This window comes from Pseudomonas extremorientalis, from assembly GCF_024584605.1.
Taxonomy (GTDB): domain Bacteria; phylum Pseudomonadota; class Gammaproteobacteria; order Pseudomonadales; family Pseudomonadaceae; genus Aquipseudomonas; species Aquipseudomonas extremorientalis.
The window spans coordinates 3,136,536-3,149,579 of the sequence record NZ_CP089519.1; the positions used below are offsets into that span (position 1 = coordinate 3,136,536).

General features: G+C 59.3%; 10 protein-coding genes. 7 read left to right on the forward strand and 3 right to left on the reverse strand.

All coding sequences use genetic code 11. The features are described from left to right. Positions 1–62: 62 nt before the first annotated feature. A complete protein-coding gene (locus LUU92_RS13860; RefSeq protein ID WP_010210548.1) occupies positions 63–977 on the reverse strand; it encodes a LysR family transcriptional regulator in 915 nt (304 codons plus the stop codon). 247 nt (positions 978–1,224) lie between these two features. Here LUU92_RS13860 and LUU92_RS13865 point away from each other — a divergent pair, with 247 nt between their 5' ends. From LUU92_RS13865 to pgm, 4 genes are all read left to right on the forward strand, one after another. Beyond that, on the forward strand, positions 1,225–2,247 hold the full coding sequence (locus tag LUU92_RS13865) for a zinc-dependent alcohol dehydrogenase family protein (RefSeq protein ID WP_071495692.1): 1,023 nt from the start codon (positions 1,225–1,227) through the stop codon (positions 2,245–2,247). 704 nt (positions 2,248–2,951) lie between these two features. Further along, entirely contained in the window at positions 2,952–4,376 is a 1,425-nt protein-coding gene (locus LUU92_RS13870) for a hypothetical protein (RefSeq protein ID WP_071488373.1), read from the forward strand. Further along, on the forward strand, positions 4,373–5,779 hold the full coding sequence (locus tag LUU92_RS13875; RefSeq protein ID WP_071488372.1) for an aminotransferase-like domain-containing protein: 1,407 nt from the start codon (positions 4,373–4,375) through the stop codon (positions 5,777–5,779). Before LUU92_RS13870 ends, LUU92_RS13875 begins: the two co-directional genes overlap by 4 nt. A gap of 105 nt (positions 5,780–5,884) precedes the next feature. Then, entirely contained in the window at positions 5,885–7,528 is a 1,644-nt protein-coding gene (gene pgm, locus LUU92_RS13880) for a phosphoglucomutase (alpha-D-glucose-1,6-bisphosphate-dependent) (RefSeq protein ID WP_257103813.1), read from the forward strand. 114 nt (positions 7,529–7,642) lie between these two features. Here the strand turns inward: pgm and LUU92_RS13885 are convergent, their stop codons facing one another. Next, the gene (locus LUU92_RS13885) at positions 7,643–8,338 is read right to left on the reverse strand and encodes a pirin family protein (RefSeq protein ID WP_257103814.1); all 696 of its coding nucleotides are present in this window, start codon (positions 8,336–8,338) and stop codon (positions 7,643–7,645) included. Between the two features lie 218 nt (positions 8,339–8,556). Here LUU92_RS13885 and LUU92_RS13890 point away from each other — a divergent pair, with 218 nt between their 5' ends. Beyond that, positions 8,557–11,004 carry a UvrD-helicase domain-containing protein gene (locus LUU92_RS13890; RefSeq protein WP_257103815.1) on the forward strand — a complete coding sequence of 816 codons (2,448 nt, stop codon included), beginning with the start codon at positions 8,557–8,559 and terminating at the stop codon, positions 11,002–11,004. 77 nt (positions 11,005–11,081) lie between these two features. Here the strand turns inward: LUU92_RS13890 and LUU92_RS13895 are convergent, their stop codons facing one another. Next, entirely contained in the window at positions 11,082–11,354 is a 273-nt protein-coding gene (locus tag LUU92_RS13895) for a DUF1652 domain-containing protein (protein ID WP_058425948.1), read from the reverse strand. 257 nt (positions 11,355–11,611) lie between these two features. Between LUU92_RS13895 and LUU92_RS13900 the strand changes: the two genes are divergently transcribed. Next, entirely contained in the window at positions 11,612–12,451 is an 840-nt protein-coding gene (locus LUU92_RS13900) for a helix-turn-helix transcriptional regulator (protein WP_257103816.1), read from the forward strand. An 86-nt stretch (positions 12,452–12,537) separates the two neighbouring features. Further along, a complete protein-coding gene (locus LUU92_RS13905; RefSeq protein ID WP_071488368.1) occupies positions 12,538–12,990 on the forward strand; it encodes a hypothetical protein in 453 nt (150 codons plus the stop codon). Positions 12,991–13,044: the final 54 nt, after the last annotated feature.

Genomic DNA, 13,044 nt, shown 5'->3' on the forward strand with positions numbered 1-13,044 from the left:
ATGGAGCTCCATGGTTTGTGGAAAGGCAGAAATGATCAGCTGAACAGCCTGCCAGACGACGCCTAAAGACTCTCAGGGTCGCCGAAAAACATCTGAATCCGCGACCGCAACCACCGCTCTCCCGGGTCGTTATCCTGCGACCCGCGCCACGCCATATGCAGTTCAAACGAGCGCACCGGCAAGGGCGGATCCTCCGCCCGCAACCCACCCGCCGATGTCAATGCCTCAGCCGCATAATCCGGGACGGTCGCCAGGATGTCAGTACCCGCCAACAACGTCCCCAGCCCGTTGAATTGCGGTACCGCCAATACCACGTGTCGTTTGCGGTCGAGCTTCTCCAGCTCTTCGTCAATAAAGCCACTCAGGTCGCCAGCGAATGACACCAGCGCGTGGGGGCGGGCACAGAAGTCGTCCAGGCTCAGGGAGCCCGGCACGCTGTCGGCACGCAACAGTTTTGGCAGGCTGCGGCGTAGCACTTTGCGCTTGGCGTTGGCTGGCAGGTCGGCGGTGTAGCTGACGCCGATGGAGATTTCGCCGGAGGCCAGCAGGCCCGGCATCAGGATGTAGTTGACGCGACGCACCACCAGCACGATGCCGGGGGCTTCGGCGCGCAGGCGTTTGAGCAGTTGGGGCAGCAGGGCGAATTCGACGTCGTCGGAAAGGCCGATGCGGAACACCGCCGTGCTGGTGGCCGGGTCGAACTCGGCAGCACGGCTGACGGCGGTGGAGATCGAGTCCAGGGCCGGGGAGAGCAGGGCGAAGATTTCCACCGCCCGGGCCGACGGCTCCATGCTGCGACCGGTGCGCACGAACAGCGGATCATCAAACAGCCCGCGCAAGCGCGACAACGCCGCGCTGATGGCCGGCTGGCCGAGGAACAGTTTCTCGGCGGCGCGGGTCACGCTGCGCTCATGCATCAAGGTTTCGAATACAATCAAGAGGTTAAGGTCGACACGACGCAGGTCGTTACGGTTCATCTTGTGTCCTGGAAGAGTCAGCAAACTTGACGAGAGCAGCCATATAAGAAGAATGACCGGCATGAATCTTACGGGTAAAGGCTGTTACTCTGCACAGGAAAATTGAGTTTTCTTACAAGCTCTGAGGTCTATTCCTCAGTTGCGGAATCAATGACAGGCATGTCGACTATTAATGGCGACCGGTGGTCTTACCCGCAAAGCCCAGATAGAGTTCATGGCATTAGAGGTTACTTTGACGAGGTTTGCGATGTCCCGCACGATCCGTTTTCACAAGTTTGGTCCGGCCGAGGTGCTCAAATGCGAAGAGCATGCAGCTGCGCAGCCCGCACCGGGCGAAGTGCAGGTGCGTGTCGAAGCGATTGGCATCAGCTGGTATGACATTCTGTGGCGCCAGAACCTGGCGTCTTCCCATGCACGCTTGCCGTCCGGCCTTGGCCATGAGATGGCAGGGGTTGTGGTCGCCGTCGGCGATGGCGTGGATGATTTGGCCGTGGGGGACAAAGTCGCCAGTTTTCCGGCTGAAAGCCCCAATGATTACCCGGTGTATGGCGAGCAGATCGTCCTGCCCCGTTCGGCCCTGACCCGCTATCCGGATGTCTTGAGCCCGATTGAAGCCAGCGTGCACTACACGCCGCTGCTGATTGCCTACTTTGCCTATGTGGATCTGGCCCGGGTCAAGCCTGGGCAGTTTGCCCTGGTCACCGATGCCAGTCACTGTGCCGGCCCTTCCTTTGTGCAACTGGGCAAGGCCCTGGGTGTACGGGTGATTGCCGCGACCAAGGACAGTGCGGAGCGCGAGTACCTGCTGTCCCTCGGTGCGGAGAAGGTCATCGTCACCGAAGAGCAGGACCTGCTCATGCAAATCAACAAGTTCACCGACAACCGCGGTGTCGACGTGGTGTTCGATGGCTTGGGCGGCCCGCAGATGTCGTTGCTCGGCGATGTGCTGGCACCGCGTGGCAGCCTGGTGCTATATGGCTTGCAGGGCGGTAACCAGACGCCATTCCCGGCGTGTGCGGCGTTCCAGAAGAACATTCAGTTCTTTGTGCACTGCATTGGTAACTTCACCGGCAAACCCGAACTGGGCATCATCCAGGATCAGGTGGCTTTGCAGCGCGCCCTGCGGGATATCAACCAACTGACCGCCGACCGCGTGTTGGTGCCGCTGAAAACCACGGTGTTTCCCTTCAGCCAATTTGTGGAAGCGCACCGCTACATGGACGAATGCCCGTGCCGCGAACGCGTTGCGTTGCAGGTTGAAGCTGTTTAGGGCGTAGGAATATTCGTAAACAAGCGTTCCTGCAATCCGCCGCGTGAGGCAAATGCGCCATTTGACAGGACGGAACCTGCATCGCCCGCCAGGCGCCCAGCTGGCGCTTTAGCCCCTGAATCCGGCCTTCCTCTCTGACGCCGCCCTGAAATCCAGCGCGGCGTCTTTGTGTGCGTGTGATTAATACAGGCACCGGTGATTTATCTGCACTGGTTTTCGGCCAGGTTCTGTATCTATTAATCATTATTCCAGCACTGATAATTGCGCCTTAACTTTCATCTCAAGGACTGAGCAATGATTGAATATCCGACAGTGCAATCGCGAGTGCTCGAAGCAGAGACTGCTGCGCTTGTGTGGAATCAGGGAAGTCGATATATCCAGGACGAACCTCAATCCAATAAGTTGGAAAGTTCGTGGTTTTATTTGTCAGACACGTCTTTGAATGACTGGCTAAAGGCGCGTAGGAAATTGTAGGAATTTTCCTGGATTTCCAGCTTGGCCTCGTTTTGGCCTAGATAAATCAAGGGGTGGAGGATTTCAAGGCTGGGCTGATACCCGGGAATCTCCGTGTCGTTTTGTTGCTCGGTGCTACTGTTTATTTAGCGCTTCACAATGTGACGTGGAACTTTCTATGCGTGTAATAGATCGGGCAAACACGCTCAGTAGTTGCTCGAAACTGACATTTCAATTCAGGTAGTAGAACGATGAGCACTATTCACGAACAGGCTATGAATTATGTTTACCAGCAAGTTCTGCAGCGTTTGATCGGGCACTTTAATCGTGCGGAGCGAACAGCGCTTCAGTTGTTGGTCCAGCGAATTGTCGTGGCCGCGGGTGGCATGGAGCAGGTGGGAGAATACAAAGTGTTGATGGCCCATGGTGGAGGCGAAGTCAGCAGCTGTACCTTGGCATTGCTGCGTGCTGCACAGCTGACCATCGCCGGGCGAGCGCCACGAACCTTCAAGCTGCGGGTGGCAACGTTGCGCCATTCGGGCATGACCGACAGCAGGCTCGACAGCCTCAATCAGGGTTACGGGCGCTTGTTCCTGCACGATGATCCGAGGGTTGAACTGCTGATGGTGGAGAATCAGGAAGTACTGCCCTTCAACCATCAACGGCCGGTCTCTGCCATGGGGCGAGAAACCAGCCAGCGCAACATGCTGATGATCGGCCACCTGAGCTCAGGTGATTGCCGTGCCACTTTGTGCAGCGACACGTATCTGGCACTCGGGGATTTCTACCAGCGCGTGACCACCTGGAATGGCGGGGTGCATGCCCTGGTCAGTGGTGATTCCCCGCGCAAGCAAGGGCAGTTTCTGGCCTGGCTGAAGAAAACAGCCCAGAGCGCCGGCGTTCCGATCGCCAGCACTTGGCCGTTGTCACTCACCGGGTTGTTTGCGCGCATGGACGAGTGGAGCACCAGCTACTACCGCGAGGTGTACGGTGAACATTATGTCGCCAGTGCCAACCCCAGCAAGGCGGGTCACCGTCACTTGGCTTACATCAGCATTGCCGACCTGCTGGAGGACGTGGATACGCAAATGTCGCCGATATTGACAGAGTTCATGGCTTTTACCCCGGACCCACTGGGTTTCCATTTCAGCCATCCTACCTATTCCAACCCTCGGATGATGGCTCATCTGCGTGGCTTGCAGGCCCGTTGCCTGCGAGACCTTGACTACGAAGAGGGGGTGCACGGCTTTATCCGCCAGGCCTCGCAGTTCCTGCGTCGCCAGCACCTGCCCGAGGAGTGGCTGGCGCAGGTTGGCATCGGTGAAGACGCTGCCCTGCCGAGTACCGCCGCGCAGCAGTTCTTTGGGCTGGATGAAACACAGTTGGTGTGCCTGCTGTTCTCGCCGTTTATCCACCATGGGGAGCGGCTGGAAGGTTATTTGCGTCAATGCCACCCTGGCATGCTGGTGGCCTTGCCTGAGCTGCACAAGGTTCTGCAGGGCAAGCAATCGGCTGACATGTTGCAACAGTGGGTCAGCGACACCAGTGGCCTGCCGATGCCCTTGTTGCAGCACCTCTATCGCAAGCGTCCGGTGCCCGGCGCGAGTGGGAAATCGCGCAATGCAGGCGTCATGGCCCATGGCAACACGCCCGCTTGCCAATTGTCCGGGCGATGACGCTGCGCGGCGAGCGACAAGCCGACTTCGCGTATCAGGCGGTCTACCGCTACATGATCAACCTGATCAACGAAGTCAGCACCGATACCCGTGTAAAGCTGCCATCGCTGCGGCAATTGGCGAGGCGCCTGAACGTATCGATCTCGACGATCCAATACGCCTACTCGCTGCTTGAGAAGGAGGGCAGAGTCTACTCGGTGGCCAAGTCGGGTTATTACGCCTGGCCGCTTTCATCAAGCACCGTGGCTGGGGGCGGCGGCGATTTGCTTGACCGGCTCTACGCGGCGGCACGCAACCCATGCATGGCGGTGTTCAGCGGCGATGAACCGGCGCTGCTGGCTTCGCTGGATGGGGCGCTGTTGCGCCTCGAACGGGAGCTGGTGCGCCAGTACCCACGTCATCTGCAACCCTGGTCACAGCCGTGTGGCGTGTGGGAACTGCGTGCGGCGCTGGCGGCGCGGTACACCTCGTCGCCCACGCGTTGCTGGCACGCCGACGACATCTACATCGGTGCCGACCTGCGCGGGGTGCTGGATATCCTGATTGAGGTGCTGGGCCTCAGGGGGACCACGGTGATTGTTGAATCCCCCTGTGACTGGCTGATTTTGCGCCTGTTCCAGGATTGCGCGGTGCGCATCATCGAGTTGCCCTGGACCCCGGAAGGGCGCCTGGACCTGACGACCCTTGACCAACTGTTGCGCGCTGAGCCGGTGCATCTGGTATTGCTGTCGTCAAAGGTCAGCCTGCCATCAGGCAATGCCCTGCCTGCCCATGACCGTCTCAGCCTGGCACAGATGCTGGACCGATACGGTTGCTGGCTGCTGGAAAACGACACCTTTGGCGAGCTGGGTTTCAAGGAGCCCCAGGCGGCCCTGCGCGAGTGGGTGAACCCGGAGCGCCTGATGGTGTTTTCCTCGTTCGAGAAGATACTGGGGGCGGAAGCGCCCTACGGCTATCTGTTATCTCGGCGCATGAGCAGTGAGTTGCAGCGCCAGTTTCTGCTGCGCTCATTCCGCTTATCGTCGATCCGCCAGCGCGCCATCGCCCGCCTTTATCAGAGCGGGCGAATAGACCCGCACTTGCGGGCATTACGCCAACTACTGCAGGCACAAGCGGCTGAAATGAGCGGGCGCCTTGACCAGCATCTGGGGCAGCAGGTGAGTTATCGGATGCCGACTGCCGGGGCGGCGTTCTGGCTGGGTTCCACCCAGGCCGTCGACATGCGTCAGGTCTTCAAGCGCCTGCTTGCCCAGCAGGTCGTGATTGCACCCGGTGAGCTGTTCAGTGTCAGTGGGCTGCATCATCAGCACTTGCGCGTGAGCCATACCTTTCATGGGCAGCCCAACCTGGAGATCGCCTTGGCTGCCATAAGCGAGGCCCTGCGTCAGGCTCAAATGGGATGATTGCGTGAAGTTTCTCTTACTGCTGTGGGATCGATACCGTCGCGCAGTAGTCCAACTCTCAGTAAACTGCCATCTTTTCCGAATCCTTCTTTCCGAGGTTTATGCATGACAATCAGTCCTTTTGCGGGCAAGCCGGCGCCAGCCCAGTTGCTGGTGGATATCCCGCGACTGGTCACGGCCTACTATACCGGCCAGCCTGATGCAGCAATCTCCACCCAGCGCGTGGCGTTCGGTACGTCCGGGCACCGTGGCAGCTCGTTCGAACTGAGCTTCAACGAGTGGCATGTGCTCGCCATCAGCCAAGCGATCTGCCTGTATCGCGAAGCCCAGGGCATCAACGGCCCGCTGTTTGTCGGCCTGGACACCCATGCGTTGTCGACGCCTGCCGGTGCCAGCGCCCTGGAAGTGCTGGCCGCCAACGGCGTGCACGTGATGCTCGCCGAAGGCGATGAATACACACCCACCCCAGCGATTTCCCACGCGATCATCTGCTACAACCGTGGTCGAACCACCGGTTTGGCTGACGGCATCGTCATCACGCCGTCGCATAACCCGCCGCAGAGTGGCGGCTACAAGTACAACCCACCCAATGGCGGCCCGGCCGATACCCACGTGACCAAGTGGATCGAAGCCAAGGCCAATGAACTGCTGGCGAACAAACTGGCCGGGGTCAAGCGCATCACTCACGCGCAGGCGCTCAAGGCCGACACCACCCATCGCCACGATTACCTCAACAGCTATGTGGCCGACCTGGTCAACGTGATCGACATGGACGCCATCCGCAGCGCCGACCTGCGCCTGGGCGTGGATCCGCTGGGTGGAGCAGGGGTGCGCTACTGGTCGGCGATTGCCGAGCACTACCGCTTGAACCTGGACGTAGTGAACACCGAAGTCGACGCGACTTTCCGCTTCATGAGCGTCGACTGGGACGGCCAGATCCGCATGGACCCATCCTCCAGCTACGCCATGCAGGGCCTGATCGGCCTCAAGGAACGGTTCGACGTGGCCTTCGCCTGCGACCCGGACCATGACCGTCACGGTATCGTCACGCCGTCCGGCGGCCTGCTGGCGCCGAACAACTACCTGGCGGTGTCCATCGACTACCTGTTCCAGAACCGTCCGGACTGGCGCGTAGACGCGGCGGTGGGCAAGACCGTGGTCAGCAGCGGCTTGATCGACCGCGTGGCGGCCCGCATCGGCCGTCGCCTGTACGAAGTGCCGGTCGGTTTCAAGTGGTTTGCCGATGGCCTGTTCGAAGGCTCGCTGGGCTTTGGCGGCGAAGAAAGCGCCGGCGCCTCGTTCCTGCGCAAGGACGGCACGGTCTGGAGCACCGACAAGGACGGCCTGATCCCAGCACTCCTGGCCGCGGAAATGACCTCGCGCAAAGGCCAGGACCCGAGCCAGCTCTACCGCGGCCTGACCGATGCCCTCGGCGAGCCGTTCGCGATTCGTGTAGACGCCAAGGCCACCCCGGCGCAGAAAGCCTTGCTGGGCAAGCTGTCGCCGGATCAGGTGACCTCGACCGAACTGGCCGGGGAACGCATTCAGCAGATCCTCAGTCACGCACCGGGCAACAACCAGGCGATCGGCGGCTTGAAGGTGATGACCGAAAACGGCTGGTTTGCCGCGCGGCCATCGGGCACCGAGGATATCTACAAGATCTACGCCGAGAGCTTTATCGGTGAGGATCACCTCAAGCAGTTGGTGGAAGAGGCGCAAGTGCTGGTCGACGGCGCCATCTCCGGATAACGCCGTAATAACAATGTGGGAGGGGGCTTGCCCCCGATAGCGGTGTGTCAGTTTGCATCTCTTTTTCTGAAACACAGCCATCGGGGGCAAGCCCCCTCCCACAGTTGATCGAGGTCAGGCCAGGTCTACCAGGACGATTTCGCTGTCCTCGATCGCGGTTACCCGCAATACCTGTTCATTCTCTACAGCCACACCGTCTCGAGCTTGTGCGCGCAAGCCATTGACTTCAATCACGCCCGTCGCCGGTACCAGGTACGCACGGCGTCCGCCGTCCAGCCGGTATTCAGCACTTTCCCCAGCTTTCAGGTTCGCTGCCACCAGCCGCGCATCCGCACGAATGCGCAGGCTCTCGTTGTCCCCGGCCTTGCCGCTGGCCAGTGTCACAAACCCCTCACGATCACCTTTCGGAAATGGCTTGGCGCCCCACGAAGGCGGCAAACCGGCTTCATTCGGAATAATCCAGATCTGGAAAATCTTGGTCGGCGCATCTTCCAGGTTGTACTCGCTGTGGGCGATGCCGGTGCCCGCGCTCATTACCTGTACATCGCCGGCCTCGGTACGGCCTTTATTGCCAAGGTTATCGGCATGGCTGATCGCACCTTCACGCACATAGGTGATGATCTCCATGTCGCGGTGCGGGTGCTGCGGGAAGCCGGTGCCGGGCGCAATGATGTCGTCGTTCCACACCCGCAGGTTGCCCCAGTGCATGCGCTTGGGGTCGTGATACTCGGCGAACGAAAAGTGGTGATGGGCGTCAAGCCAGCCATGGTGGGCACCGCCCAGGGATTTGAAAGGTCGAAGTTCAAGCATGATCGTCTCCTGTGGATGGCCCTATGATCCTGCAGCCCATGATCGATAAAAAGCGTAAAAAATGCCTGATTCCTATCGATTTAATGGATTGGTTAGCGGCGTTTTGACTTTCAGTTCATCGCCTAACTGCATGACCGCAAAGCAATTGGCTGGCACTGAACGTCGATTCCGGCGACCATGGCGCACTTGTCAGAACCCAGCTCATCGCAGGAGTCCGCGTGTCGCAACAAAAGCCTGATCTTCCTCCCGAACTGCGCCCCTTGGCCGAAATGCCGCTATTGAAACGCCTGGCCGCGCGCCTGTTTGGCCACGGCCTGACCCGCTTGCGCGCCCAGCACCGGTTTTCCTGGTTGCACGGACAGGCCGACGGTTTTCGCAGTGGGCACGAGGCGGGCGTGGAGTACGGTTACCGCGAAGGCAAGGCCGACGGCATCGAGGAAGGCCGGCAGGTCCTGTTGATTCGTGATTTCCGCCCGGATGAGCACCGTGCGCCGGGCGTGGACGATAGCCTGTTCGATGATTGGCGCCTGCCGCTCACCGCCGAGTTGAAGAAGCGTATCAAGGCAGATGTCGCGCGATTGCTGCCGGCCCATGCCCAGCCCAGCGCGGCGCAGTGGAAGATGATTTTCAGCGATACGCCCTCAACGTCGGTGATTGCCGGGGCTGGCGCGGGTAAATCCACCTCGCTGGTGCTGCGTATCCTGTTGTTGACCCATTATCTGGGCTTTGAGCTGAGTTCGATGACGGTGGTGACCTTTACCCGGGAGTCGCGCAAAGACTTCATCAACAAGCTCATGGAAATTCTCAGCCTGTGGGGCCGACCCCTGGGTATGAAAGAAGCGCAGGCCGTGGTGCGCACCTTTCACTCGCGCATTCTGCCGATGGTGCGCAGCCTGCCGGGCTTTGAACGCCTGCAAGCGTTCGAAAACCTCAGCTCGGGTTTTGACGACGCCGACAGCAACCCCTTTGACTTGCGTATCAACGACGCCCAACGCCAGCAGATGAATGCCTGTTATCACCACCTGCACGGGCGGCACGCACGCTTTCGCGAGCTGATTGCGCCGCTGGCGCGCCATGGGCTGCAGCTCAAGGAGTTGGAGCGTGATCACCCTGACGTACAAAAACGCGTAGCGGTGACCGAACTGGCAGCCAAGCGTGATGAAGAACTCTGTGATGTGATCGAGGACCTGTGGTTCCGCGCCGGTGCCTGGCCGATCAAAGGCATCGAACCCAGTCGCCAGACCGTGGAGATCAATGGCGCGCAATTTCATTGCCATGGCTATATCCCCGAGCTGGACGCCTGGGTGGTGCTGGGTTTCGATGCTCGGGAAAATGCTCAGCTCAGCCGGCCCAACGCGAAACTGTCAGTGCGCGCCGAGTGGGCGGTAAAGCGCACACTGTTTCAAGCTTTCTGTCGTAAACCATTGATATGGCTCGATAGCTACGAATCATCAAAACGCCTTTTGAGTAGCCTGGCCGGTGATGCCGCTGCCGGGCCAGGCTTCGATTACAAAGTCAAAGGCGAGCTGGCGTCGGCGCCGTTGCTGGACAGTTTCGTGATGGCGGCCGGCTTTATCGAGAACCTCGGGCTGGATGTGCCTACCGCGGTTGGGCAGATGAGTTTCGCCAAGGATGATCCAGACCGCTTCTTCTTCGAGGCCCTGAGCATTTTCTGGAAGGCCCTGGAAGATCACCTGCTGGACCAGTCGCCGCCGATCATGACCTACAACCGCATGTTTTCGCTGTTCGGCGAGAACACCCCGGAAAACCTCAAGCTGCTCAGCGATCCGTTGTTACGGCCGCTGTCGCACCTGATGATCGACGAGTTCCAGGATGTTTCGCCACAGATCGTCTCGTGGATCCGCGCCAGCCTGCGTGAGATCCGCAGCCGTGGCCCGGCCATGCACGTCGGGCGCGGCGCCCAGCATTCATCACTGTTGTGTGTGGGGGATGACTGGCAGTCGATCTACGGCTGGCGTGGGAGTTCGCCCAAGTACTTCATGGAATTCAACAAGGAGTTCCCGTCGCCGGCCACCACCCGAGTGATGCTGGGCGAGAACTACCGCAGTCACCAGCACATCATCGACGCGGCCGAGCACATCGTGCGTGCCGCACCGGCTATCCCCGGCAAGAAAGCCAAGGCCAGCGGGGCGCCCAAGGATCTGGTGCCGGTCAAGGTGCTGGAGCGCGACGACGCTGCATTGGGACGGCAGTTGCTGGAGCATTACCAACGCGGTGAATCAGTGTTAATGCTTTATCGAAAAAGTAGCGATAAGTTACTGATTCAAGAGCATATCCAGCCTGCAGTTAATGTGGATTCTAGCTTGCCACCTCCAGCGCGCAGGCTGAAACAATTGACCTACCACAGCGCCAAGGGGCTCCAGGCCGATGCGGTATTCCTGCTTGGGGATTGCCAGCATGTCACCCATTCCCCGTATAAAAACCAGGTCTACCGCATGGCGGGCCTGGGCAAGGACGGGGACAGCGAGCCGTATGACAACGCCCAGAAAGACGAGGTGTTGCGCCTGGCGTATGTGGGCATCACCCGGGCGGTGAGTCATTGCTACTGGTATGTGGAAAAGCCCGAAGGCCAGGCAGTGAATGCGCCCAAGGCCTCAGAACGGGTAGATGGCAAGAAAGCCTTCTTCGACGACCAACGCAATTAACAGATCGATGCCATTCAAATGTGGGAGGGGGGCTTGCCTCCTCCCACAGAAGATAGGCGCTGTCTGAAGGGTTGAGTTCAGGCCCGCAGGGACTGCGGCGGCACAAACGACTCCAACTCATCCTCCACCGCCTCGATGATCCGCTCCACATCGGCGGCATTCATCACCGTGGCGCAGGGGATGCCGGCGATGGCGATCAACGTCTCGCCGCTGGCCCGGTCGAACAGGCGGGCGATCATGCTGCCGGGCGCGTCCATGCTGCCCTCGAAGCCCATCGGATGGAAATGCCAGCGCATCAGTTGGCAGGCGTTGGGGAACGTCACTTTGTTCATGTTGCCCACCTTGTTCATTGAGCGCTTCCTTTAGCTCGCGGCAGGGGGCCACGACCTTCACTGGTCGTGGCGTTGTAGAGCTTAAAAATAGCATTCGTTCGTCACCGCAAGGTGACTTTTTCGGCCCCGTTCGGCGGTTGTTTTCCATAAGGTTGATGTGGGTCATGTCCTACTTGTGATTGGGCAATAGGCCATTAGTCAGAAGTGCCAATTGGCCATTGAAGCACCCGCAGAAATTCGGCAATCTCCAGGGTTTACCCGCCGCAGAGCCTTCCATGCCCGACATCGCTGCAGACGATGAATGCCATCAATCCCGCGCCACACGCGAACTCGTGTTGCGCCACCACCTTTGCTGGCGCCACCGGGATCTGGAAGGCGTGATGTCCTACTACCACCCGGATATCCAATACCACGACTTTTTCCAGAACCGTGTCGTCGGTTTCGCCGGCTTGCGCGATTACCTGCAAGCCAGCATGCCCCGTCAGGCTGACGAAGCGATCGAGCACAGCGACCGTATCCGCGCCGACGGCGATACCGCGTTCATCCAGTACCGCATCACCTTGCGGGGCAGCCAGGGCCTGGTGTCGTTCCGCACCAGCGAAGCCATAACGGTGCGCGACGGGTTGATCTGGCGGGTCAACGAATATGCTTCGCTGGTGCATGAACAGCCGGCCCAGGCCGCACGGCCCTCTGTCAGCCGCCTGGGCCTGTCGCCCCAGCAATTGGGGCACATGGCCAATGACCTGCAGCAGTATTTCGAACGCAAACAACCCTACCTGGACCCCGAGCTGGACCTGCAGCGAGTAGCCAAGGAGTGCGGCTACAGCCGCAATCAGATTTCCTACCTGTTGAACCAGGTGTTGGGACAAAGCTTCTACCGTTACGTCAACCAGGCAAGGCTTCAGCATTTACTGGCCGCGCTGGACCAGGCCGCACCGCCAATCAAGATTGATGACCTGGCGTTTGCCGCCGGTTTCAATTCGCTATCGGCATTCTATAGCGCGTTCCGCCAGCATACGGGCCAGACACCCAGGGCCTACTTGAACGCGCTTTGTGAGAGAAAGCTTGACGAGGGTGATCAGAAGGGAGGTGTTCGACCGACCAGCGAAAACTAGCTGTCACTGTCAAGCTTGACAGGTTTTTTTTCTGGAAATTAGTTGTGTAATGCTTGTGCATTCTTCACTTCTACCGGAGAACTATCATGTCCGAACTCAGAAAAATATTAGATGAACTCGAACAAAAACCTGAGGTCCGTCCCCAAGGTCATATGTTCGGAACCGTCACTATCGACGGTCAGGTCAGTCAGTTTACAGCCGATCACGTGTACGCACACGAACAGCTCGATACGCTACGTTTTTTCGGTCGCCAAACAGATGCTAATGATCCCGAGGCGTTTTCAGTTTTGCTAGTGCAACTCCAGCCCAGGACAATAACGTCTGGTACTTACAAGGTAGGAGGCCCCCACGTTGTGGACATCTCTTACTGGGATACGAAGACCGGAGTGGTACTCATCACAGATCAAGGAGAGGTAGCCCTCAACAGGTCCAATACGCTGGAGAGGCTCTTTGGAGTGATAGATATCCAAGGTAGTATCAATGGCGAATTGGCTCTTATCCGCGCCCAATACGACATCCGCGGGTGGCACGTCAAATAGCCAATGCAGGGTGGGTTGGGTAATACCTATCTCTGAGATTTCCCTGCGTGCACG